This is a genomic window from Microbulbifer maximicatervae (SeqCode) (genome assembly GCF_052467065.1).
The window spans coordinates 1,553,083-1,575,377 of record NZ_CP174299.1 but is presented as its reverse complement, the minus strand read 5'-3'; the positions used below and the strand labels follow the sequence as shown (position 1 = coordinate 1,575,377).

The following is a 22,295-nucleotide window of genomic DNA, read 5'->3' as shown; positions in this document are numbered from 1 at the left end:
TTGGCTCAGAGTCCCCCACCAATTTTCCTATGTTCTGGCCGCTTTTTCTTACGCCTATTTAAGAGGCGTTGCCCAAGAGGCTGCCATAAGCCTTTTCAGGTTCCACTTTGCCGTAGACCCCCGGTTCACCCGGGTGATAGACCTAAGCACTCCAGCTATGGCTCAAGGTCTCCGCCTGCTTTAAGCACAGTTGCACCGCCTCATCTGCCCCATCCGGTGGGTACTTCCATTTGCGCAGTGCGCGGCGCACCAGGTTGCGCAGTTTGGCGCGCACGCTGTCGCGCACCTGCCAGTCCACGGTGGTGGATTTGCGCAGCTGCTGGGTAACGTATTTGGCGAGTTCGCGCAGATTGTTATCCCCCAGCTCTTTTACCGCCGACTGGTTTTGGATCAAAGCGCGGTAGAAGGCGATTTCGTCGGTATTGAGGCCGGAGTTTTCCGCCATCTGCGCATCGTCGGCCATGTCCTTGGCCATCTGGATCAGCTCTTCAATCACCTGGGCGGTTTCGATGGCGCGATTGTGGTATTTACGCAGGGCTTCCATAATGCGGTCGGAGTATTTTTTCTCCGACACCACATCAGTTTTCATTCGCGCTTTTACTTCGTCGCGCAGTAGCCGTTCGAGCAGCTCAACGGCCAGGTTTTTTTCCTTAAGGTTGGCGACGTCTTCCATAAATTCAGGAGACAGCAAGCCGATATTCGGGCGGTCCAGGCCCACCATGCTGAAGATATCATCCACACCGTCGGCGACAATGGCATTGTCGATAATCTGCTTGAGTGCGGAGTTCTTTTCCTCATCGGTGCGGCGCTTGTCGATGGTGGTGAACTTGGTGATGGCGTTTTTCACCGCACCCCAGAAGGCGATCTCTTTCTTGTAGGGCGTGGCGTCCTCCAGGGTGCTGCACAGGGTGTAAGCCTTGCTGAGCGCGGCCATCACATCGAGAAAGCGCCGTTTACCATCCAGCTCGCCGCTGCCGGGGTTTTTCAGGCTGAGGATATGGTTCATGGCGCCTGGCAACAGTTGCAGGGCCTGGGTCTCGTACTGACTGTAATCAAAGCCGTGCATCATATCGTGCAGTACGCCGAGCTTTTCCAGCAGAATGGCGTAGGCTTCATGGGCGTCGTGGGTGGGTTTGCCCTTACCGTTAGAACCGGTATAGGTCTTGAGTGCCTGCTTCAGCTCATTGGCAATGCCGATGTAGTCCACCACCAAGCCGCCGGGCTTGTCTTTAAACACCCGGTTAACCCGCGCAATGGCCTGCATCAGGTTGTGGCCCTTCATGGGTTTGTCGATATACATGGTGTGGCAGATGGGGGCATCGAAGCCGGTCAGCCACATATCCCGCACAATCACCAGCTGTAACGGGTCGTTCACATCCTTAAAGCGCTTTTCAAATGCTTTCTTGGTTTCTTTGTTGTAGATATGCGGCTGCAACTTGGCTTTGTCCGACGCCGAACCGGTCATCACGATCTTGATCGCGCCTTTGTCGGTATCTGGGTGGTGCCACTCGGGCTTGATGGCGACGATGGCATCGTAGAGGTCGACACAGATCTCGCGGCTCATAGCCACGATCATGGCCTTGCCGGGCATGGAGGCGGTGCGGCTGTCGAAATGCCGGATTAAGTCTTTGGCCACCTGCTCCACCCGGGGCTTGCTGCCGACGAGTTTTTCCAGCGTGGCCCAGTGGGATTTGGTTTTCTCCCGCTCGGCCACATCTTCTTCGTCCTCAATAACCTCCTCGACATTCTCATTCAGCGCCTCGATATCGGCCGCGTGGATATCCAGCTTGGCCAGGCGCGATTCATAGTAGATCGGCACCGTGGCGCCATCGTCTACGGCATCCTGAATATCGTAGATGGAGACATACTCACCAAATACCGCGCGGGTATCTTTATCGGCCGAGTCGACCGGGGTACCGGTAAAGCCGATAAATGAGGCCGCCGGCAAGGCATCGCGCATATGCTTGGAATAGCCGAAGGTGTAAGTGCCCTTTTTGGTGTTGAACTTGGCCTTGTCGCCATACTGGCTGCGGTGGGCTTCGTCGCTGACCACGACGATATTGTGGCGGCGGCTCAACTCCGGGTGGCTGGTTTCCTCGCCGAGTAGGGCAAATTTTTGCACCGTGGTAAACACGATACCGCCGGACTGGCGCGCGGCGAGTATCTGGCGCAGCTCGTCTCTGTCGCCGGCCTGTACCGGGGTCTGCTTGAGGGCATCGGCGGCCATACAGAAGGTGTTGTACAGCTGGCCATCCAGATCGTTGCGGTCGGTGACCACCACGATGGTGGGATTATTCATGGCGGGCTGTGCCAGCAACTTGCCGGCGTAACACACCATGGAGATGGACTTGCCGGAGCCCTGGGTGTGCCAAACCACCCCGGCCTTGCCGGAACCGGGTATTACTTTATCGGCATAGTTCGCTCGGGGCTGGGCCACCATGTTTGATCGCTCGGCGGCAATCACGGTCGCTTTCACCGCCTGGCGCACCGCGTGGAACTGGTGATAGCCGGCGATCTTTTTAACGATTTGATCGCCGTCCTGCTCAAACAGCACAAAGTGGCGTATATAGTCCAACAACAGTTCGGGCTTAAAGAAGCCTTTTACCAGGGTTTCTAAGAAATACTCAAAGTGCGGTTTGTCGTGCTCGTTATTGACCACCCGCCAGGGCAAAAAGCGCTCTTTGCTGGCGGTGAGGGAGCCGACGCGGGCGTTGAGGCCATCGCTGATGACCAGCGCCTGGTTAAAGATAAACAGGTCGGGGATTTCTTCTTTGTAGGTTTGCAGCTGCTGGTAGGCGGACCAGATATCGGCGCTGCTATCGGCGGGATTTTTTAACTCAATCACCGCCAGCGGCAAGCCATTGATAAATACGATAAGGTCCGGGCGGCGGCTCCCCTTGGTACCCATAATGGTGTACTGGTTGACCACCAGGAATTCGTTGCGCTCGGTGTTTGCGAAGTCCACTAGCCTCACATAGTCGGTTACTACTTCGCCGTTGTTATCCTTAAACTCGACCTTGACCCCTTCCTGTAACCACTGGTGAAACTGTTTGTTGTTTTTGATCAGGATGGGTGTTTCGGGTGTGGCGATCTGCTGGGTGACTCGCTCAAGGGTGGATAGCGGTACCTGGGGGTTGATAACTTCCAACTGGCTCAGCAGGCGTTCGTACAGGATAATCTGGCGGTAGTCGTTGCGCTCCGGGGTATCGCTATCGGGGGCGATATCGTAGCCGCAGGCATAGTTGTAGCCTAGGGCGTTAAACCATTCTAAGCAGAGTTGTTCTAGTTGGTCTTCCGTGATCATGAAAACACCTCCCTAATCATTTTCTTGATCGTAAAATTCTCTAGTTTTGATATTAGAGGGGTTTCATAATCACGATACGGGTTCCAGTGCAAATTGTCGTTGTATATTAATCCTAATAGATAATGAGTTTCAGGAATGGAAACTCCTATGCTTTCACAGTAATCTAGTTTATTAGAAGTTCCGTGTTGACCATCTAGAAATTCATCTTTTTGAGCTTGGCCAGCTAATCTTGCGAAAGCAAGCTCTTCAATTTTTATTCTAATCGCGAACAGTACAGCGATCGCGTCGAAAGCGGCACCTTTTAAATATTTCTCGGCTTCCTTATAAACAACACTATAAAAAGAATGGGATTTTCCCCAAGCTTTACGCATCGAAAGCCTAGTAAAATCTGTTTCCAGGTCTTTGTCAGTCGGGTGATAATGAAAGTGATGTTTACTTAAATCATCTTCTATAGAAGGATCAGTTCTGTTTTTTACAAGCTTTAAAAATACTGATTCCGATGAGGATGTATTGCGATTTAGGTGTTTAGTTTGTAAACGGTGTTTGTTGAAACAAAAGTGCTTGAAGCATGCGGGATCAAGGTGAGTTAACAGTAATGGAAATATACTCCGTCCTTGTTTCTTGAATCCATCTATTACTTGCGTCACATAGTATTGAAAGGCAACAAGGTTGGCATCATCCAAGTAATCAAATATTTCATCGATGATCAGAATGCAATTTTGTTTTTTTAACTTTTTAAGTGAGCGTTGAATTTGTGCAATAAACGACAGGATATCCCTTTGTCCATTTGAGATTTCATCTGCATCGGGAAAATTCACAACAAGTCTTTTCTTGGTGCCGGTTGCCTTCTCTTCTTTTGTTTTAATCTTGTGTCTAGTTGTGTCAGCTGATGACAATAGGTCATCAAAGAATTTCTTTTCTCCAATATAAAGTTGATATTGCATGGCTGACTTGAAACTTGCTGTATTTGATATAAAAGCTATCTGCCAAGCAATCAAAAAAGCCTCTACTTCTGTGTGTCCATTTGATTTTTGAACAAGGCTTGCAAGAGCTTTTAGAGGTCCTATAGCCCTCAACTGGCTTATCAAATTGGCATTAATATAGTCCCGTATTTGAGCTGAGGTTCCTTTGTATGAATTTATAGTATTAACTAAAGGCTCTATTAGTCTTATATATGTCCTTTTTTTAGTGTATTCAGTGAAGTTGATTTCTCTATCTATAAGGCGAAGAAAGTCAGTGTCTGAGAGCAAGTGTGTCGCATTCGGTAAAGCTTTTCCCCCACTTCCAAAGCTTGATTTTATGTTGGTATATTTATACGAAAACGCAACGTTAGCAGGAATGTTATCTATCAAAACAACAGAGGTAACTTTAAGGGATGTGCTTACTGTGGTGAAGTTACCAATTCTCTTTTTTTTTGCGTCCGGTACTACATGATTGTTTATAACTGAAATATCGAAAATGCTAGAAATTTCATTTGATGAGTTTGTGGCGATATATTTGGTACCATCATACGTGATCGCTATTGAAGGACTTTTTGTCGTGTCCTTGTTAAAGTGATTGCTGTCGGCTAGATCAACCCTGGCATTATTCATTGATTTGAAAGCGCAAGCTATAGAGCTTTTTCCAAATCCATTAGGTGCTACTAATATAGAGGGTTTATTTGGAAATAATTGCAAGTCGAACAGCTTATATGAGATGCCTTTTATATTTGTTATTTCTATTTTTTCTAGCTTAGCCATAACTTGTTGCGCCATCCCTGGTAACATATTACGAGTAATATCTACTTCCCGGATAAAAGTTTAGGAAGTAACTTATCGCGGAGGTTCTCTAAAATACCGTTTTCAAAGAGATTGGTTTTTATTTTTTCAAAGCTATCAGCCACTACTTTTTCAAAAGCTGCTTTAATTTCTTCATGGGAGTCAACAATAAATACAGTGTCAAAAGTAACTCGTGTGATAGTATCAAACACAGCTCCATGCGTATTCTGCTGAAGAGTTGATACCGCTTGTTTCAAGTTGAAATAGTTTAAGTAAGGTCCAAAACCTTCCGTTCCTTTAACACCATAACAAGATTGATTCATTGCTGTCGGTGTGCCCACCAAGGCTAAACGTCCAACTGTGCCTCTAGCCGATATAATTGTTACACCTTCTGGCAATAATTTTGTAGAACTCTTTTTTAATCCAAGCTCGGTAATTTTTAACTCTGTATCTATAACGAATACGTCAGCATTTGCAGGTGCATCTTTGACAGAGAACCATGGGATATTGCCATTCCAATAGCTAGCCTCTGATTTTTTTGGGGTGCCTCCACCTATCAATTCGATCACTTTTGATAGAGGTTTTACTTCCCAGTTCTTTGGTATATCACCCAGCTCAGAGTCCACCAGCGTATCCGGAAACAAAGCAGCGGTGGTTTGAAGTTGGTTTTGTTGCGCTTCGCTTAGGGTATCGAAGGTTTGGCCCCCGTTAAGGGCGGCGATGGCGGCTTGTTCGGGGTTGCCTTGGGCGATGATGGCGGCCTGGGCGCTGCTCCAGCGCGGGTCTTGCTGGATTTTGTTTACAATCTCGCTGTCGCTTTGGCCTTGCTGGCGCAGCTGGGCGGCCTGATTCGCCGCGATTTTGGCGCGGGTGGGTTCGAAATCGACAAACCAGCTTTTAAATAGGGCCTGGGCGATCTGTTCCAGGGTTTGGTTGGTTTGGCGGTTCAGTTCGATTTTTTTGTCTAAATCTTTAATCTTTTTTGCAATATCTTTCTGGATATTTAAAGGAGGTAGGGGGATCTCGAATGCCTTTAATATACCAAGATTTATATGAGGGACTCCGCCTATGATCGCGCGGTTTTCTATTTCCGCTTTAGCTTTTTGAGTTCTGAAAAAAGAATAGACGTAGTAGGGATCGGCTAAAGAATCATCGACCTTGAGTTTCATTTGACTTTGAGATACGACGTAACGTTCATGTTTCACGTTTCTAGGGATGATCGCTACTTGCCCGAGTGTTCCACGCTGAGTGAATACAATTTCACCTGGGTATGCCATATTTCTATGGAGCTGGTCACCCTTTTCTTCGCTAACATAGACAAAACCTTCGTCTATGAATTTGTCTCCATTCAAGTTTGTCCCACGAATTACAGGTACAGCTTCCTCTTCAACGTAATGCTTTCTTGAAAGCGATGATCCAAAGGGGCCACCGACACAACTATACTTGTCTTTTGAAGTTATCTCTTCGATGGTAACAACTGGCCAATCAGACATCGAAACCTAACCCCGCCAAGTTCTTTTTAATCTCCGCTTCTAAACGATCCGATTCTGCAAACTGCGTTTTCAGCTGGCCGGTTAAACGCGCCATCTTTTCGGCAAAGGGCTCACCATCATCTTCTTCCGCAGCGGCGCCCACATAGCGGCCTGGAGTCAGCACAAAATCGTGCTTTTGCAGCTCTTCCAACTTAGCGGCTTTTACAAAGCCCGGTACGTCTTCGTAGTTTTCGCCGGTCTGCCAGTTGTGGTAGGTCTCGGTAACTTGGTTTAAATCTTCCTGGGTGAAATCCCGCAGTACGCGATCTTTCATATAACCCAGGTTGCGGGCGTCGATAAACAGCACTTCGCCTTGGCGGTCGCGCAGTTTTCTACCGGCGGCGGAGGTGCGCGCCCCTTTGTTTTTGCTCAGAAACCAGATACAAGCGGGGATCTGGGTATTGGTAAACAGCTGGCCGGGCAGGGCCACCATACATTCCACCAGGTCGGCCTCGATCAGGCGCTTGCGGATTTCCCCTTCGTTATTGGTGTTGGAACTCATGGAGCCGTTGGCCAACAGCAGGCCCATACTGCCGTTGGGGGCCAGGTGGTAGAGCATATGTTGCAGCCAGGCGAAGTTGGCATTGCCCGACGGCGGCCTGCCGTATTGCCAGCGCTTGTCATCCTCGGCCACGCCGGTATCCCACTCCTTCATATTGAACGGCGGGTTGGCCATAACGAAGTCGGCGCGCAGGTCCGGGTGCTGGTCGTTGGTGTAGGTGTTGGCCGGCTCTTTACCAAAGTTAAAGTCGATACCGCGAATGGCCATATTCATCGCAGCCAACTGCCAGGTGGTGTGGTTGTATTCCTGGCCGTAGATAGAGACTTCGCCAATCTTACCCCGATGCTCGGTAATAAAGTGCTCGGACTGCACAAAGAAACCGCCGGAACCCATGGCCGGGTCGTATACACGGCCCTTGAAGGGTTCGAGCATTTGCACGATCAGGCTGACGATAGACTTGGGCGTATAGAACTGGCCACCCTTCTTGCCTTCGGCCAAGGCAAACTGGCCGAGCATATATTCGTAGACGTGGCCGAGAATATCTTTGCTGTTCAGGCTGGCGTGGTTGAACGGCACCGTGGCGATCAGGTCGATCAGCTCGCCCAGTTTGGATTGGTCGATTTGCAGCTGGGTGTAGCGCTTGTCGAGTACCCCTTTGAGCTTGGGGTTGTCGGCTTCGATGGCCTCCAGAGCGTTATCAATCAGGTGGCCGACGGAGCTGATTTTGAGGGTTTTGTCCTGGCCTTTCTCGTCCTGAAAGCTGAGTTCGGCACCGCCGATTACGGCCTTGTTGTTGTCTTGCAGAAACTGCCAGCGGGCCTGATGCGGCACCCAGAAGGTATTGGTTTCCAGGTAGTAGTCGCGCACTTCCAGTTCGATATCGATTTCTGCTGCGTATTCTTCACTGTCGGCACCGCCAAAGTCCTCTGGGTCGAGGAAGTAGTCGTGGTCTGCGTCGGTGAGCTGCTGCTTGAGTTCATCGCGGCGGATATCGAAGGCATCGGAGACATATTTGAGGAAGATCAGGCCCAGTACGGTGTGTTTGTATTGGGCGGCATCCAGGGTGGAGCGCAGCTTGTCGGCGGCATTCCAGAGCTTTTTCTCGAGGTCGTTGAGAAACTGTTGTTCTTCGCTGTTGGTCATGGAGTTACGGCTATTGGTTAAATCTTGTGGTTGTTCGGTGTGTTCGCCAGTACTTGCATCGATTGTTGGGGCTTGCTTGAGCCCGTATTAATCGTCTTCACTAAAGTAATCGGAGTCTATGGCTTGTAGGGTCAGGGTTTCTTTGACGCTAGTACCTAGTCCATAGGTGATCATTAGGTCGGCGAGTTTGTCACCGTCGATCAGGATAATTTTCTTTTCAATCATGCCCACAAAGGCTTGGGCTTCCTGGCTAAAGCGGCTGGTGGTTATAAATACCCCTTTCTTTGCGCGGCACATATCCAGTGCGCCGCAGAATTTTTGTATCTCTGGGCGGCCAATGGTGTTTTCGGTGTAGCGCTTGGCTTGCAGGTAGATACTGTCTAGTCCCAGCGGATCTTGCTTAATAATGCCATCAATACCGCCATCGGCGCTGTATTGGGTGGCAAGGCCCGCGTCTTCGGCGGTTCCCCCGTAGCCCATAGCGAGCATCAGGTCGACGACTAAACGCTCAAAGAACTGCGGGCTGCACTGCTTGATATGGGTAAGCAACTGGTCTGCCAGGGTGTCTTTGAGCTCGGCGTGGGCGCTGCGTAGCCGTTCTTCTGGGGTTAGGTCGTTGTCGGTGGTGGTTGCCTGGGATCTATCAGCGGTTTCACGGGAGCCGCGGGTGAATTCTAGAAACTCCGGATATTGGCGCAGGTAGGCGTTGCTAATGGCATTAGGGCAGTCGACCAATGCTTGCCGGCCACGGTCGGTAATTTTGCAGCTACCGCGTGCGGGGATTTCGATAAGTCCTGCTTTGCCTAGATAAGTGCGGGCCCAGCCGAGGCGGTTGCGGAAATAGGTTTGGCGGCCGCTGGGGAGACGCCTCTGGATTTCTTCCTGGGTTAGCTCAAAAAATGTACTTAGGCGCTCGTGCAGGTCGGCCATTTGGTGAGCACGGCCATCTTCTATGGCTGCTAAGAGCGGGCGGAAGAGTTGTTGATAACTTGGAATAGGCATTTTGATTTTGTGACGCCGTTTTAAGCGATAGAAAATACCATAAATTTTTGGGGAAGGTTGGGGTATTTGGAGACGTGGATTACTGCGTGCTGCGGCAGTGGCTTGTTGCTCCTGAGCGACGGGTTAGGGTGGAGCCATTACAGCAAAGCCCACTTAGCTAGAGTGAGGGCCTGCGTAAGCTTTACATTGCTGGTGGAGCCCGCTTGATGAATGAGAGTGCAAACGGCTTTCAAGTTACGGCGCCTACAGAGTAAGAAATAATGGTGCTTGCAGAATAAATTGCCAGGTCTAAATGGCAGTATTTTTCTCGTAGTCAAATATTTTGGATGTTTGAGTGGAGAAAATTGAGCGCTATTCAATATAGTGGGGTGGAGTATTGAAGGAACGGTATTGTCTCCTCATATTAGCAAAGACATCAGTTTATGCTGTTATTTTTGCACTGTGCTAAATAGCCCAAGATTTTCATTTTTCTTCATATTTTTAAATCTTCTTTAGATGGTGTGAGTGCTTCAGGAGCTGTTTTGGTGACCCTCCCTATCCATTTTCAATAATTTTTTCAGGCACTTATAATCAGTTAAGTCTTTAAATTTTTCTGGAATGTATTTTTAAATACCCATAAATAAACCTATTAACCACGTATTGAATTATAAATTGTACGTTTTTTTCCATTTACCTTCCGTGCGGGGGTGAGTCCATAGCTTTCCCTGATTGCGGAGAATTGTATTCTTGAACTGAAAATAAAAGTGATAAACACACTTAGATGGTACGTACGTTGCGTATAAGTAATTAGCCTATTAATTATTGTATGTATACTTGGATGAGGTCTGGTTCTCAAGGTGGTCATAAAACTATTTTTTAAATTTCTTTATGATTCTAGCTCCTCATACTCCTGGATAAACTTGTAAGTCTTATCCCTGCAAGAAGCACCATGGGTTAATTATATAAAGGAGAGTATGCGTGTATCCACGTCGCCATGATCACAATGTAAAGGAGCAGAAATATAATGCTATCCGGGAAATTGTATTTGAAGAAATTCGAAATGATTTTGGTGTTAACGCAAAAGGAGTGACATTGCGAGATTGCCAGCTTGCAAATAATTGGGAGAACCTTCAGGGCAAAGGATATAGAAGAGATAGGGGTGGTTGGGATTGGGTTGAGCTATTTAAATCTTATCAGAATAAGCCAAATCGGTTTGAAATTGCTCTTACTTCAGCTGGGACATTGGGTGCGCTGGCATATGGCCAAACTTCTAGAGCCGGCTCAAAAGTACGCTTGGATTTTATTGAATCAACACCGGTAAGGCCTAGTCCTTTGGGGATGAGATCTCTTCCGGTAATCTCTGCTGCCGCGACCCTGTTCGCTGATATTGTCGGTGCAGATGAAATATGGGTAATTGAGCCTTTTGCCCATTTAGAAGAGGCTCACTACTCGGGTGGAAGGAAAGAATACACCGCACTCGAGACACGCTGTGAATACATCCCTGTAAGCTCCTAATCGGCATCCATGCCTCATAGGGTCCCAAGCGCGGTGTATTCTTTCCTTCTCCCTTTTTAGTATAAGTCAGTAGGTTTTGGTCCTCGCACCTACTACCATCAAAAGATGCCCGGACAGATGAAAAAGAGAAGGTTGTTATGAAACATGATCCAACAACAAAAGAAGGGCGAGAAGAGATAAAAAGATCTCTTAAAAAACTACGTCCAGAGATAGAAGAGCTGAAAGAGCTTGCAAAAAAAGATGTCGATAATGAGCCGAGAGGCAAGCTTACAAACCCTATTGAGATACATGTAAAAAGGATTTTAAAGCGAAATGAAGATAGATGAGATTAGAGATATTCAGTCACAATTAAAAAGTAGAAAATCTGTGCTGAAGGATAAAGCTAAGAAGGTAGAGCTTGGATTGAAGTTGATGAAGGATCAAAATCGCTTTGCTAGTGACAGTCTTGCCCTTAGTTTCAGTTAAAGTGCCAGTTTGTGCTGGCACTTTTGCATTGGATAAAAAAGCTTAGTAGCTCTACATTGAGTTTAAATCATCAATATATGCTTGCTCGAATCTAGGCCAGTCATAAAGTGCTTCTGGATTAAAATCTTGACCTTCAGGCCATTCAAGATTGCCACCGTCATTAAGTTTAACTTTCTTGAAATACGCCTGATCTTTAAGGCTGGTCATCCATCCCTTACCTATAACTGGCTCAAAATTAATTGTTTGCTTTTTTCCATCGGCAAAATGTAATTCAATTGTATAGTCGCCTATAATATTAAAGCTCTTAATAACCCATTTTTCTAAATCAGACATATTTTACCTTTACTTCAGTGGTTCTATCTTAAAGAAGCTTGGAGTGCCAGTAGGCACATTAAGTTTATTCCAGTTTGTATGCAGTTCGGTTTTTCTAAGCTCAATCCAGGCTTCGACTAATTTCTTTTCCCTGCGAGGGAAGTTGCCTTCCATTAATTCAGCTGTAGCTATATTAAAAACTGCTTTTCTCCCTGAGTAATCTACATGTACATGTGGGAAATGATGCTTTCCCCCTATTTCCCTGTACATATAAATTACGATTCCCATAAATCTACATATCTCTGGCATTTTTCCCTCATGCTTTGACTGTCATTAAAATTTCAAAGACCTATTGCCTAACTGTAAGCATTGTTTATAGTGATAAAGCTCTTAATCTCGCTTCTTACCTATAACAACCGCGCCTCTTGTGATAGAGAAGCCAACATCACCGAGATAGGTTGACTCTGAAAAAACTTCTTTAGTATGCCCTATTGATTGCTCAGATTGCCCCTGCTGAATTGGAACAACATTAATTACGTCGTAACCATCAGCATCAAAGTCTTCATACATTTTTCTTAAGGTGTTTGAGAACTCATCTATATCTACAATTCTTTGATTGTACTGTTTTTCGACTTTCTTTCTAATCATTCCCTTTACTACATTGTCATGCGCTAAAGAAGAAATAAACCAGCTGGATATAAATTTGTTGCTCATACTTGCTCCGTGTAATTTGAACGCCTGCTTAAAAGGAAGTTTTAATTTCTTCAGTTTATACAGCCTTTTAATCCCGCTTGTAAATTACTTTGAAGTGGTGCATATCTTAATAAATTATATTTAATTATTTCCTACTTTCTTCCTTTACATCAAAGTTTAACTAATCCGTAAATGTATAGCGCCAGTCGATACCAATCTGTCTGAATCTATTGCTATGGAGCGGACTAACTTTTCTTTTTTTTAATCAGTTATTTTTTTATGTACGGGGGTGCTAACTCAGTATTCTTAATGGAGAACCCTATTAAAAATAGTTGTTGGCGCCCCCAGCTAATCCTTGCTGGTTGTTATTTGTATAGAAAAATTAGTGCCGGTCACTCCTCCCCACGCCTGCCGATTTTTGGCACTCTTTTAGTTGATGAAATGAGACTAGCGGCCCTGGCCTGAGCTGGTGCGGGGTTAAGAGCTAACCAGGATTTCACAGAATGAATACTTTTGAAGCCGTAGTTCACTAAAGCTGAAGAGGGGCAATTGTGGCCACTGGAGGGGGGAACGGCGCTGGACCAAAAAATTTCTATGTGGACACTTTAGTGGTTTTTGGCGTTTATTGGCACATGACAGGGATAATAAAAAACCCGCGAAAGCGTGTGCTTGCGCGGGTTTAAAAATGGTGCCCGGAGGCGGAATCGAACCACCGACACGGGGATTTTCAATCCCCTGCTCTACCGACTGAGCTATCCGGGCTTTGCGATCTTGCTGGGCTTCCCCTGCGTCGCGAGGCGCGTATTAAAGCCCTTCCCCGGGTCAGAGTCAACCCCTTGATTATAAAAAAGTTTTTTTTCTTTGCCGGGGAAGCTTCGGGGCCTTGTGTTACTGCTGTTCCGGCGGAACGTAACCGTCGGCTGCGTCGTATTCCTCGCCGCTTAAGAACTTCATCATCTGCTCGCTCAAGTAGGCGCGGCTTGAGGGTTCCATCATGTTCAGGTGCTTTTCGTTAATCAGCATGGTCTGGTGGGACATCCACTCCAGCCAGGCTTTTTTGGAAACGTTCTCGAAGATATCCATGCCTTTGGGGCCGGGAAAGGGCGGTGCATCCAGACCTTCCAATTCCTCTTGGTACTTGCGGCAGAATACGGTTCTGGACATGGACTCCTCCTGGTTTTAGTCGGCAGTGGTCGGCGTGAGCAGGGGAGCCTGCAGCGCCAGTAGTTGTTTTGCCAGCTTGACGATAGGGGCGGGTAGCCCCAGTTCCTGGGCCGCACGAGGGCGGTTTAAACGCCGCAGTTTATACCAGCCAGCGCCGCTCTCCGCCACCTGTGCTGGGACTTTGCTCAGTTGTACCCACACCGGGGAAATATCCAGGTGAAAGTGAGTGAAGGTGTGTCGCAGGGTCGGCAGGGTTTGGACGTCACTGGCACGCCAGCGCTTTGCCTTGAGCCAGTCGCTGCTATTGTCGGCTTCAGGCGGGCTCCAGAGTCCGCCCCAGATGCCGCTGGGCGGGCGCTGTTCCAGGTAGATCTCACCTTTGTGTTCAAGCAAGAGCAGGGTGGCGCTGCGCACCGGCTTTTCCTTGCGCGGTTTCTTGCCGGGGAAATCCTGTGGATTGCCCTGGGCGTGAGCCACACAGGATTTTTTCACCGGGCACTCCTCGCAGCGTGGTTTCGAGCGGGTGCACAGGGTGGCACCCAGGTCCATCATCACCTGGGTGTAGTCGTTAACGCGTTGGTTTGGGGTGTAGGTCTCGGCCAGTTGCCACAGTTGATTGGCAACCGCTGTCTGTCCGGGCCAGCCCTCCACGGCGTGAAAACGGGCCAGCACCCGTTTGACGTTGCCATCGAGGATCGGTGCCCTGAGTCCCATACTGATACTGGCAATAGCGCCAGCGGTGGAGCGGCCTATGCCGCTCAATTCGGTCAGTTCCTCTACGTCCTGGGGAAACTCCCCGCCGTATTCCTCCAGCACCGTCTGGGCACACTTGTGCAGGTTGCGGGCGCGGGCGTAGTAGCCGAGGCCGCTCCAGTGAGCCAGGACTTTGTCCTGGGGCGCGCGGGCGAGGCTTTCCAGGGTGGGGAAGCTCTGCATAAAGCGCTCAAAGTAGGGAATCACCGTGGTGACCTGGGTCTGTTGCAGCATGATCTCGGACACCCAAACCCGATAGGGGTTGATGTCCTGCTGCCAGGGCAGGTCTTTGCGCCCGTGTTTGTCGAACCATTTCAGGACGGCATTTTGGAACTGCTTTGGGGTCATGGGGATACTGCGGGCTGGAATCTGTGGTTGAACGCTGGAGTTGTGCACCGGGTGGACCCCGGTGCACTTTAGCGGGGCCTTAGCGGCCGAAGAGATTTTTCAATTTTTCTTTCAGTTCGTCGACCTTTTCTTCAACTTTATCGCCATATTTCTTTTCGGCTTTGTGCTTCAGTTCTTCCCGCAGCAAGTCGTCGAGGCGGCGGCTGTCGGGTTTACAGGTGCTGATGTTCACATCGTCGAAGTCGCCCTTGCAGCGCAGCGGCAGCGGGCGATTGCGCCAGCGCTTGTTGCGCACGGTACAGCCGTCGGCGGAGGTGCTCTCGCCCACCAGGGCCAGGCCGAGCTTGAAGTCGAAGTCCTGTTTCTTCAGGTCCACCTCTCCGTCACCGGTCAGGGCGATATTTTCGATACCGGCGAGAATTTCGCTCACATCTACCTGGTCGCCCTTCACCGCGATGGTGGCGCGAAGGTCCTGCAGTCCGGTGCTGTTGGGCCAGTCCCGGGTGGGCATTTCGGTATTTTCCGCATAGCTAAACAGCTGGCACATGTTTTTCTCCAGATTGAATGGAGAAATCGACATTTCCTTACTGGAAACCTCAACGGAGGCGCGCAGGTTTTTCTCTAAGGCTGTGGATGTTTTACCTTTGGTGCTGGCACTCCAGTTAACGCTGGCTTCCCCAGCCAGCTGGACGTCTTCACTGGGGAAGAGGGCAGCTTGGACCTTGCCGATATCCACATTGGTGAGACCGCCGCGCATCTGCGCCTCGGCGGACTGGGCGCGAGCGTTGAGCTGGCCATTCGTGTTCAGCTGGCCACCATAGATATCGGCGCTCAATTTTTGCAGTCGGTAGAGGCCGTTATCTACAGTGAGTTGGATTTCCGGGCTGTCCATTTGCAGGTCAGCGGCTTGCAGTTGGTCCAGTGCCAGGCTGATATTGGCGTTGAAGCCGCGCAGGTCGCTCAGAGGCAGGGGTTCTGTCGCGGGCGGCTTGGCAGCTACTGTTCTCTTTGGTTTTTCTGCGGTTTCAGTTTGATCGCTCTGTGCCGCCTGCTCTCCCTGCTTTTTGCCTTCAGCGGCGGGAGCCTGCGCACTCTGTGCTTCCACTCCCTCGGTTTGTTCCGCCGAAGCGGCTCCAGCCTCATCTTCGTTCGAAGGGGGCAGATAGTTATCCAGGTTAAAGGCGCCGCCGCGCAGGTTCAGGTCCAGCCCGGGCATTTCTGCGTTGCGCAACTGGGCGTTGCCGCTAAAGGTGACGTCGTCCAGTTTCAGTTGCAGCGGTGTCAGGTCGAGTTTTTGCTCTGTGCCTTCCACACTCGCTTCGATACTCAGCTTTTGCAGTGCCGCTTTATCGCGGGTATCGATTTCGCTGCCCGTCAGTTCAAACCAGGGGCGCAGAGGGTCGGCATTGGCGTTGACGTTTAGTTGTATACGCCAGGGCTGGGTGTTGCTGTCCCTGCGCAGGTAGCCGCGCATATGCAGGCTGGCCTTGGCGCTGTTCTCAGAGGTGAGGTCTACTTGTAGCGGTTGCAGGCGCAGCCCATTGAGGCCCTCATCCAGGGCGAGGGTGCTATCAATTTTTAGCTTCAGCGGGTGTTTGAGGTCGCTACCGGTAAGATTTGCTGCTGCAGTGAGTTTGCCCGGCTCGCCACCCGGCACCAGGTTAATAACGCTTACCTGCAGGTCTTGGACTTTGTACTCTTTGTTAGTCTGGGCATCGCTGTAGAGCACCATGCCCTTCTCGATACGCAGCTTTTGCAGGCTCAGGTCGACCTGTTGTTGTGAAGGTTCTTCCTGTTCCTTGGGGATGGAGAGTTTGGGAGGTTGCTTGCTCTGCGCTTCCAGGGCCTCGCTGATCAGCTCCCAGTTGCCGCGCCCTTCTTTGTCGACAGTGAGCTCAATTTGTGGAGCTACCAGGACTATCTCCTCAGCCTCTACTTTGCGTTGCAGTAGTGGCTTGAGGGCTACGCCAATGGCAATTTTTTCTGCTTTCACCAGAGTTTGTTTTGGTAGCTTTAATGGTGCCAGCTGTACATCTTCAAGTTGCAGGCCGAGCTTGGGCCACAGCTGCCAGCCGATATCACCTTCCAGTTGCAGGGAGATGCCCTGTTTGGCAGCGAGTTTTTCTAACTGGGGTTTGTATTGGTTGATGTCGAGTCCTGCTAACAGCCAGGCGACGGCGCCAGCGAGTAGCAGGAAAACGATTAAAAGTGCGATAAAAGTGCGCTTTATCCAGGCCATGGAGAGCATTGTCCCTGTGTATTTGTCGTGTGGTGTCACGCATATGACGCCGCAGCGCGGCTCGATGTTCCCGCGCACTTCTACAAATAGGTTATGCCGGAATTGTAGGAGATGCAGCCCCGCGAGGCTGGGAAAGCGCTGCGGGGCCATTGAAGCAGGTGTTTATTAGAAAATAAACCGCACACCGGCTTCGACGCTGCGACCACCTTCAGGAGCGTAGTCGCGCAGTAGTGAGGTGGAGTTGCGAATTTCTTCGTCGAGCAGGTTGCGGGCGCTGGCGAAGATCACCGCGTCGCTGCTGCCGATGTTGAAGTTGTAGTGGGCACTCAGGTCCATGCGGGTATAGCCGTCGGTTTCCTCTTCGTAGGCGCCGGCGCGATCCTGGTCCGCAGCTTCGACTGTGCGCCATTCCCAACCCCACTGGTCGTACTCTGCTCCCAGGGCGAGACCCAGGCGCAGGGGAGGCATGCGCGGCACATCGGAACTCTCACCGGCGATATCTTCGTCGAAGCTCGCGCGCACAACATCGCCAAACAGAGTTAGGTAGAAGTTGCTGCGCAGGGGAAATTTCACCGAGGCTTCAGCACCGTAGAAGGTGGCATCGCGATTGGCATAGGCGTAGATGGGCAGCTCTTCTTCGTACTCAAGACCGGTATTCTGCGAATAGATGTAGTCGCCGATGTGGTTGTAGAAGACGCTGGCTTCAATCTGCGCTGCATGCCAGCCGCTGGCTGCTTCGTTGTGGTGGTGATAGCCCAGTTCCAGGTTTAAAGAGCGTTCTTTGTCCAGGTCGCTGTTACCGATCAGGTAGCGCGACTCGGCCAGGTGCTCACCGTCGGCGAACAGCTCTTCGGCTACCGGGGCGCGCTCGGAGTGGGTGGCGCCGACGCTGATGTGTTGGTGCTCTTGCAGGAAGTACTGCAGAGTGGCACTGGTGCTGAACAGATTGAAGTCACGATCCTCTGCGGTCTCCGGATCGATATCGACAAGCTCAATACGCGCGCCCAGGTCCAGGTGCCAGTTGCCCCACTCGCGTTCCTTCATGGTGAAGAGGCCGGCGCTGCGGGTGCGGGAGGGCTGGATAAAGGCTTCGTCGCCCACTGCAGCAAAGTCTTTGTCGGACAATTGCAGGCCGTAGGCACCACGCCACTCACTATCGTTGTCGTGGGTGATCTCCAAGCGACTTTCCCAGGCTTCATTGGTAAAGCGGGTACCGGGTTCACCTTCTTCCAGCTCTACGTGCTCATAGTCGTTATAGCCGATACGCAGGCGCAGCTTGTCCCAATAGTTGCTGTTGAAGCGGTGCTCGCCTTTGAGGTCGTAGCGAGTCTGCGCCATATCGATACGCACAGCTTCGACTTCGCTCTCCTCCTCATGCTCTTCGTGTTCCTCGTGATCGTCCTCGTCGTGCTCCTCCTCTTCATGGTGGTGCTCGTGAGTGCCGAGGGGAATGCCGTAGTCGTTCTCAAGCTTGTTTACTGACAGACCGATATAGCCACTTTCAGTAATCCAGGAAACTCCACCGCTGTAGCTGTGGGCGCGGGCGTTGGTGTTGCCGACGTAGCCGTCGGTGTTGAATTCTTCCTCGTGCTCGCCTTCGTCCTCGTCGTGCTCTTCGTGTTCCTCGTGCTCGACAATAGCGAGGCCGGGGATTTCGGTATCGTCATTTTCGCGATAGACACCGTCGAAGTACCAGGCCAGCTGCCCGGCACCGCCGGTAAAGCGGAATACCGAGGCATCCTGGCTGTTGGCAGTGTCGTGGCGCATCTCAACCGCGCCTTCAACTTCCTCGGGTACCTCAGTGGGGATGCGACCGTCGATAATATTTACCACCCCACCGATAGCGCCGCTGCCGTAGCGCAGTGCCGCCGGTCCGCGCAGTATTTCGATGCGCTCCGCCAGTAGAGGTTCGATACTGGCAGCGTGATCGGCGCTGGTGTTGGAGGCGTCAGAGACATCCAGGTTGTCGTTCAGGATCTTCACCCGGTTGGCGCTCTGGCCGCGAATAACCGGCAGGCCCACGCCACTGCCGAAGGAGGCGTTGGCCACTCCCGGCTGGTTCTTCAGGGTTTCGCCCAGGGTGGCGGAAGCGGCTTTGCGCAGGGTCTCGCCGGAGAGCACCGATACCGGCGCAGCTACTGCGTCGGCGGGCTTATCCAGGGGAGATACGGTGACGTTAACTTCTTCCAGTTTGTTGCTGTCTTCTGCGGCGCAAATAGCGGGCACGGCCAAGCTGGCAATAGCCAGGGCCAAAGTATTGAACTTAGTCATTGTTTTTTATTCCTGTCACAGGCGGACAATGCCATACGCGCTCCAGCGCGGGCATTCATTAAAAAAATATCGGTTTTTGGGTGTTAGCTGAGTGACAGGAAGAAGGGAGGGGCGCGCGCACTCTGGCGCTCTGGCTGGCAATCGCGCGCGGTTGGCGCAGAGGGCCGTTCATAGTGACTTTGGGGCTCAGCCTGTACGAGCAATGGCTCGCTGCCGAGTGCTGCAGGTGAATGCATGCAACACAGGTCACACATCTCTACCTGGGTATTGCCCAGGTGAAAGTGCTCCGCCCACAGCGGCTGAGCTGCTACTACGGCGAGTAACAGGAACAGGCTGGCCCAGTAATGGGATTTTCGGCGCTTTAGAGTAACCATGCGGAGCATGATAGGGCTAAACAATTACGAATCAAGTTTCATCTGACACTAGAGAGCCACAGGGGATGTCATTCATCCTATAATTTGCGCCCTCTGTCTTATCGTGCAAATAAGGATCGCTTTCGATGCGTACAGCTAGCGTCACCCGTGACACCCTGGAAACCAAGATTCAAGTCAGCGTTAACCTGGACGGCCAAGGTCATGGCAAGTTCGCGACTGGGGTTCCTTTCCTGGAGCATATGCTCGATCAAATTGCCCGCCACGGCATGATCGACATGGACATTAGCTGCGATGGCGATATCCATATCGACGACCACCATACGGTGGAAGATATTGGCATTACCCTGGGCAAAGCCATTACTGAAGCGCTGGGGGATAAAAAGGGGATGACCCGTTACGGCCACAGCTATGTCCCCTTGGATGAGGCGCTCTCCCGGGTAGTAATCGACTTCTCCGGCCGGCCAGGCCTGGTTATGGATGTGCCTTTCACCCAGAAGAGGATCGGCAACTTTGATACCGAACTGTTTTTTGAGTTCTTCCAGGGCTTCGTCAATCACGCGCTGGTAACCGTACATATTGACTGCCTGCGTGGCCACAACGCTCACCATCAGGTGGAAACTGTATTTAAAGCCTTTGGCCGCGCCCTGCGTATGGCGTTGACCCCGGACCCCCGTATGGCCGGCACCATGCCCTCCACCAAAGGAGTCTTGTGATGGGTAAGATTGCGGTACTCGATTACGGTATGGGCAACCTGCACTCGGTGGCCAGCGCCCTGAACAAGGTGGCGCCGGAGGCCGAGGTGGTGCTGGCGCAGACGCCGGAGCAGGCTGCGGGCGCAGAGCGCTTGGTGGTGCCCGGTGTGGGTGCCATTCGGGATTGTATGGCAGGGTTTGTCGAAGCGGGTTTTTCGCCGCTGCTTCGAGAGGCCATCAGTACGGGCACCCCGGTGCTGGGTATCTGTGTGGGTATGCAGATTATGATGCACCACAGCGAGGAGAATAATGGCGTTGATTGCCTGGCGATTTTCCCGGAGCCGGTGAAATTCTTCGGCGACAACATTCCCTCGGCGCAGAGTGCTGAACGGCTCAAGGTGCCCCATATGGGTTGGAACAGCGTTCAGCAGCGGCAGCCGCATCCCCTGTGGGCCGATATTGCCGATGGCAGCCGTTTCTACTTTGTCCACAGCTACTATGTGCCGGCTGCTGAAAACCCGGATATTGCCGGGCAAACTGAATACGGTGTCCCTCTGGCTGCCGCAGTTGCCAGGGAGAATATCTTTGCCACCCAGTTCCACCCAGAGAAGAGTGCTGAGGCTGGCTTGCAGCTACTAAAGAATTTTGTCCACTGGAACGGCCGGGCCCAATAAACCCAGCTCACCGATCACACTGAAATTACTGCCGACGTAAGAAAAGACATGATTGTAATTCCCGCGATTGATTTAAAAGACGGCCAATGCGTGCGCCTGCGCCAGGGCGAGATGGATGACGCCACTGTATTTTCCGATGATCCCCTGGCGACAGCACAGCACTGGGTGAACGAGGGAGCCAAGCGCCTGCACCTGGTGGACCTGAATGGCGCCTTCGCCGGCAACCCGGTGAACGGTGAAGCGGTAACTGCTATCGCCAAACAGTTTCCCGATTTACCGGTGCAAATTGGCGGAGGCATTCGCGATTTGCACACTATCGAGCGCTATCTGGATGCCGGTGTGCAGTGGGGGATTATCGGCACTGCGGCGGTAAAAAATCCCAAGCTGGTGGAAGAGGCGTGTCGCGAGTTTGAGGGCCATATTATTGTCGGGCTCGATGCCAAAGATGGCTTGGTGGCTACTGAGGGCTGGGCTGAGGTCTCCGAGCTGAAGGCGACAGAACTGGCCAAGCGCTTTGCCGATTGTGGCGTCAGCTCTATTGTTTATACAGATATTGCCCGCGACGGCATGATGCAAGGCGTCAATATTGAGGCGACTCTGGAAATGGCCCGCGCAGTGCAGGTGCCCATTATTGCCTCCGGCGGTGTCAGCAGCATCGAGGATATCGAACAGCTGTTGGATGCCGGTGAAATCTACGGTGCGATTACCGGCCGGGCGATCTACGAAGACAAGTTGAACCTGCGCGAAGCGCAGCAGCTTTGCGACCAACGGAACAAATAATGGCTCTGGCGAAACGTATTATTCCCTGTCTGGATGTGGACAACGGCCGCGTGGTGAAGGGCGTTAACTTTGTCGATATCCGCGATGCCGGCGACCCGGTGGAAATTGCCCGCCGCTACAACGAAGCGGGCGCGGATGAAGTCACTTTCCTCGATATCACCGCCACCCATGAGCAGCGCGATACCATCCTGCACACCGTGGAGAAAATGGCCCACGAGGTGTTTATCCCCCTCACTGTCGGCGGCGGTGTGCGCACCTTGCAAGATATCCGCAATCTGCTGAATGCCGGTGCGGACAAGACTGCAATCAATTCAGCGGCGGTGAAAAATCCCGAGTTTGTACGCGAGGCCGCCGAGCGCTTTGGCAGCCAGTGTATTGTGGTAGCCATTGATGCCAAACAGGTGGGAGAGGGGCGCTGGGAGATCTTCACCCATGGCGGGCGCCAGCCCACTGGCATTGATGCTGTGGCCTGGGCCCGGCAAATGGCCGAATACGGTGCCGGTGAAATCCTGCTGACCAGTATGGATCGCGACGGCACCAAGAACGGTTTTGACCTGGCCCTGACCCGGGCGGTTACTGAGGCGGTTCAAGTGCCAGTCATTGCTTCCGGTGGTGTGGGAGATCTACAGCACCTGGCGGATGGCGTATTGCACGGCGGTGCGGATGCGGTATTGGCTGCGAGTATTTTTCACTTCGGCGAATACACCATTGCCGAAGCGAAAGCGTTTATGCACAACGCAGGGATTGAAATGCGGTTGTAGGTAATGGTGGGGTAGTCTTGCACGGCGGGCCCTGG

General features: G+C 51.3%; 20 protein-coding genes and 1 tRNA gene. 7 read left to right on the top strand and 14 right to left on the bottom strand.

Annotated elements, in window-relative coordinates; genetic code table 11:
* Window positions 1-142 precede the first annotated feature (142 nt).
* From ACJJI1_RS06965 to ACJJI1_RS06945, 5 genes are all read right to left on the bottom strand, one after another.
* Window positions 143-3,304 (bottom strand): type I restriction endonuclease subunit R, encoded by a 3,162-nt coding sequence (locus ACJJI1_RS06965; protein ID WP_444958933.1) that lies wholly within the window; start codon window positions 3,302-3,304, stop codon window positions 143-145.
* On the bottom strand, window positions 3,301-5,043 hold the full coding sequence (locus tag ACJJI1_RS06960; RefSeq protein WP_444958932.1) for a hypothetical protein: 1,743 nt from the start codon (window positions 5,041-5,043) through the stop codon (window positions 3,301-3,303). Before ACJJI1_RS06960 ends, ACJJI1_RS06965 begins: the two co-directional genes overlap by 4 nt.
* Window positions 5,044-5,084: 41 nt before the next feature.
* Window positions 5,085-6,554, bottom strand: a complete 1,470-nt coding sequence (locus tag ACJJI1_RS06955) for a restriction endonuclease subunit S (protein WP_444958931.1) — start codon at window positions 6,552-6,554, stop codon at window positions 5,085-5,087.
* Window positions 6,547-8,238 (bottom strand): class I SAM-dependent DNA methyltransferase, encoded by a 1,692-nt coding sequence (locus ACJJI1_RS06950; protein ID WP_444958930.1) that lies wholly within the window; start codon window positions 8,236-8,238, stop codon window positions 6,547-6,549. The genes ACJJI1_RS06955 and ACJJI1_RS06950 overlap by 8 nt, the downstream gene beginning before the upstream one ends.
* Window positions 8,239-8,325: 87 nt before the next feature.
* The gene (locus tag ACJJI1_RS06945) at window positions 8,326-9,240 is read right to left on the bottom strand and encodes a restriction endonuclease (protein ID WP_444958929.1); all 915 of its coding nucleotides are present in this window, start codon (window positions 9,238-9,240) and stop codon (window positions 8,326-8,328) included.
* A gap of 957 nt (window positions 9,241-10,197) precedes the next feature.
* Here ACJJI1_RS06945 and ACJJI1_RS06940 point away from each other — a divergent pair.
* The 3 genes from ACJJI1_RS06940 (at window position 10,198) to ACJJI1_RS06930 (ending at window position 11,199) form a co-directional block, all read left to right on the top strand.
* Window positions 10,198-10,734, top strand: a complete 537-nt coding sequence (locus ACJJI1_RS06940) for a hypothetical protein (RefSeq protein ID WP_444895727.1) — start codon at window positions 10,198-10,200, stop codon at window positions 10,732-10,734.
* A gap of 137 nt (window positions 10,735-10,871) precedes the next feature.
* The gene (locus tag ACJJI1_RS06935; protein ID WP_444895728.1) at window positions 10,872-11,060 is read left to right on the top strand and encodes a hypothetical protein; all 189 of its coding nucleotides are present in this window, start codon (window positions 10,872-10,874) and stop codon (window positions 11,058-11,060) included.
* Window positions 11,047-11,199 carry a hypothetical protein gene (locus ACJJI1_RS06930; protein WP_444895729.1) on the top strand — a complete coding sequence of 51 codons (153 nt, stop codon included), beginning with the start codon at window positions 11,047-11,049 and terminating at the stop codon, window positions 11,197-11,199. Before ACJJI1_RS06935 ends, ACJJI1_RS06930 begins: the two co-directional genes overlap by 14 nt.
* 51 nt (window positions 11,200-11,250) lie before the next feature.
* On the opposite strand, the gene ACJJI1_RS06925 is transcribed toward ACJJI1_RS06930, so the two are convergent.
* The 9 genes from ACJJI1_RS06925 to ACJJI1_RS06885 form a co-directional block, all read right to left on the bottom strand.
* Entirely contained in the window at window positions 11,251-11,532 is a 282-nt protein-coding gene (locus ACJJI1_RS06925; protein WP_444895730.1) for a DUF2442 domain-containing protein, read from the bottom strand.
* Window positions 11,533-11,541: 9 nt separating this feature from the next.
* The gene (locus ACJJI1_RS06920) at window positions 11,542-11,799 is read right to left on the bottom strand and encodes a DUF4160 domain-containing protein (RefSeq protein WP_444958928.1); all 258 of its coding nucleotides are present in this window, start codon (window positions 11,797-11,799) and stop codon (window positions 11,542-11,544) included.
* A 102-nt stretch (window positions 11,800-11,901) separates the two neighbouring features.
* On the bottom strand, window positions 11,902-12,225 hold the full coding sequence (locus tag ACJJI1_RS06915; RefSeq protein WP_444895732.1) for a hypothetical protein: 324 nt from the start codon (window positions 12,223-12,225) through the stop codon (window positions 11,902-11,904).
* A gap of 665 nt (window positions 12,226-12,890) precedes the next feature.
* A tRNA-Phe gene (locus ACJJI1_RS06910) sits at window positions 12,891-12,966 on the bottom strand.
* Window positions 12,967-13,092: 126 nt separating this feature from the next.
* On the bottom strand, window positions 13,093-13,368 hold the full coding sequence (locus ACJJI1_RS06905; protein ID WP_282930759.1) for an oxidative damage protection protein: 276 nt from the start codon (window positions 13,366-13,368) through the stop codon (window positions 13,093-13,095).
* Window positions 13,369-13,383: 15 nt separating this feature from the next.
* A complete protein-coding gene (mutY, locus tag ACJJI1_RS06900; RefSeq protein ID WP_444942574.1) occupies window positions 13,384-14,469 on the bottom strand; it encodes an A/G-specific adenine glycosylase in 1,086 nt (361 codons plus the stop codon).
* 79 nt (window positions 14,470-14,548) lie between these two features.
* Window positions 14,549-16,708 carry an AsmA family protein gene (locus ACJJI1_RS06895; RefSeq protein ID WP_444958927.1) on the bottom strand — a complete coding sequence of 720 codons (2,160 nt, stop codon included), beginning with the start codon at window positions 16,706-16,708 and terminating at the stop codon, window positions 14,549-14,551.
* A 165-nt stretch (window positions 16,709-16,873) separates the two neighbouring features.
* The gene (locus ACJJI1_RS06890) at window positions 16,874-18,979 is read right to left on the bottom strand and encodes a TonB-dependent receptor (RefSeq protein ID WP_444958926.1); all 2,106 of its coding nucleotides are present in this window, start codon (window positions 18,977-18,979) and stop codon (window positions 16,874-16,876) included.
* Between the two features lie 83 nt (window positions 18,980-19,062).
* A complete protein-coding gene (locus ACJJI1_RS06885; protein WP_444958925.1) occupies window positions 19,063-19,362 on the bottom strand; it encodes a hypothetical protein in 300 nt (99 codons plus the stop codon).
* A 116-nt stretch (window positions 19,363-19,478) separates the two neighbouring features.
* On the opposite strand from ACJJI1_RS06885, the gene hisB reads away from it, so the two are divergent.
* From hisB to hisF, 4 genes are read left to right on the top strand one after another with little or no spacing between them, the layout of a single operon-like run.
* Window positions 19,479-20,066, top strand: coding sequence for an imidazoleglycerol-phosphate dehydratase HisB (gene hisB, locus ACJJI1_RS06880; RefSeq protein WP_282930763.1), 588 nt, complete (start codon window positions 19,479-19,481; stop codon window positions 20,064-20,066).
* A complete protein-coding gene (gene hisH / locus ACJJI1_RS06875; protein ID WP_444940440.1) occupies window positions 20,066-20,719 on the top strand; it encodes an imidazole glycerol phosphate synthase subunit HisH in 654 nt (217 codons plus the stop codon). The genes hisB and hisH overlap by 1 nt, the downstream gene beginning before the upstream one ends.
* A 48-nt stretch (window positions 20,720-20,767) precedes the next feature.
* Window positions 20,768-21,499, top strand: coding sequence for a 1-(5-phosphoribosyl)-5-[(5-phosphoribosylamino)methylideneamino]imidazole-4-carboxamide isomerase (gene hisA, locus ACJJI1_RS06870; RefSeq protein WP_413663754.1), 732 nt, complete (start codon window positions 20,768-20,770; stop codon window positions 21,497-21,499).
* Window positions 21,499-22,260 carry an imidazole glycerol phosphate synthase subunit HisF gene (gene hisF / locus ACJJI1_RS06865; protein WP_444958924.1) on the top strand — a complete coding sequence of 254 codons (762 nt, stop codon included), beginning with the start codon at window positions 21,499-21,501 and terminating at the stop codon, window positions 22,258-22,260. Before hisA ends, hisF begins: the two co-directional genes overlap by 1 nt.
* Window positions 22,261-22,295 lie beyond the last annotated feature (35 nt).

Excerpts from the sequence above, each read along its gene's own strand:
- ACJJI1_RS06920 (WP_444958928.1), bottom strand. The coding sequence starts at position 11,799 with ATGGGAATCGTAATTTATATGTACAGGGAAATAGGGGGAAAGCATCAT.
- ACJJI1_RS06895 (WP_444958927.1), bottom strand. The coding sequence starts at position 16,708 with ATGGCCTGGATAAAGCGCACTTTTATCGCACTTTTAATCGTTTTCCTG.
- ACJJI1_RS06950 (WP_444958930.1), bottom strand. The coding sequence starts at position 8,238 with ATGACCAACAGCGAAGAACAACAGTTTCTCAACGACCTCGAGAAAAAG.
- ACJJI1_RS06930 (WP_444895729.1), top strand. The coding sequence starts at position 11,047 with ATGAAGATAGATGAGATTAGAGATATTCAGTCACAATTAAAAAGTAGA.
- ACJJI1_RS06885 (WP_444958925.1), bottom strand. The coding sequence starts at position 19,362 with ATGCTCCGCATGGTTACTCTAAAGCGCCGAAAATCCCATTACTGGGCC.
- hisF (WP_444958924.1), top strand. The coding sequence starts at position 21,499 with ATGGCTCTGGCGAAACGTATTATTCCCTGTCTGGATGTGGACAACGGC.
- ACJJI1_RS06945 (WP_444958929.1), bottom strand. The coding sequence starts at position 9,240 with ATGCCTATTCCAAGTTATCAACAACTCTTCCGCCCGCTCTTAGCAGCC.
- ACJJI1_RS06935 (WP_444895728.1), top strand. The coding sequence starts at position 10,872 with ATGAAACATGATCCAACAACAAAAGAAGGGCGAGAAGAGATAAAAAGA.
- mutY (WP_444942574.1), bottom strand. The coding sequence starts at position 14,469 with ATGACCCCAAAGCAGTTCCAAAATGCCGTCCTGAAATGGTTCGACAAA.
- ACJJI1_RS06925 (WP_444895730.1), bottom strand. The coding sequence starts at position 11,532 with ATGTCTGATTTAGAAAAATGGGTTATTAAGAGCTTTAATATTATAGGC.
- hisA (WP_413663754.1), top strand. The coding sequence starts at position 20,768 with ATGATTGTAATTCCCGCGATTGATTTAAAAGACGGCCAATGCGTGCGC.
- ACJJI1_RS06915 (WP_444895732.1), bottom strand. The coding sequence starts at position 12,225 with ATGAGCAACAAATTTATATCCAGCTGGTTTATTTCTTCTTTAGCGCAT.
- ACJJI1_RS06965 (WP_444958933.1), bottom strand. The coding sequence starts at position 3,304 with ATGATCACGGAAGACCAACTAGAACAACTCTGCTTAGAATGGTTTAAC.
- hisB (WP_282930763.1), top strand. The coding sequence starts at position 19,479 with ATGCGTACAGCTAGCGTCACCCGTGACACCCTGGAAACCAAGATTCAA.
- hisH (WP_444940440.1), top strand. The coding sequence starts at position 20,066 with ATGGGTAAGATTGCGGTACTCGATTACGGTATGGGCAACCTGCACTCG.
- ACJJI1_RS06890 (WP_444958926.1), bottom strand. The coding sequence starts at position 18,979 with ATGACTAAGTTCAATACTTTGGCCCTGGCTATTGCCAGCTTGGCCGTG.
- ACJJI1_RS06955 (WP_444958931.1), bottom strand. The coding sequence starts at position 6,554 with ATGTCTGATTGGCCAGTTGTTACCATCGAAGAGATAACTTCAAAAGAC.
- ACJJI1_RS06960 (WP_444958932.1), bottom strand. The coding sequence starts at position 5,043 with ATGGCTAAGCTAGAAAAAATAGAAATAACAAATATAAAAGGCATCTCA.
- ACJJI1_RS06905 (WP_282930759.1), bottom strand. The coding sequence starts at position 13,368 with ATGTCCAGAACCGTATTCTGCCGCAAGTACCAAGAGGAATTGGAAGGT.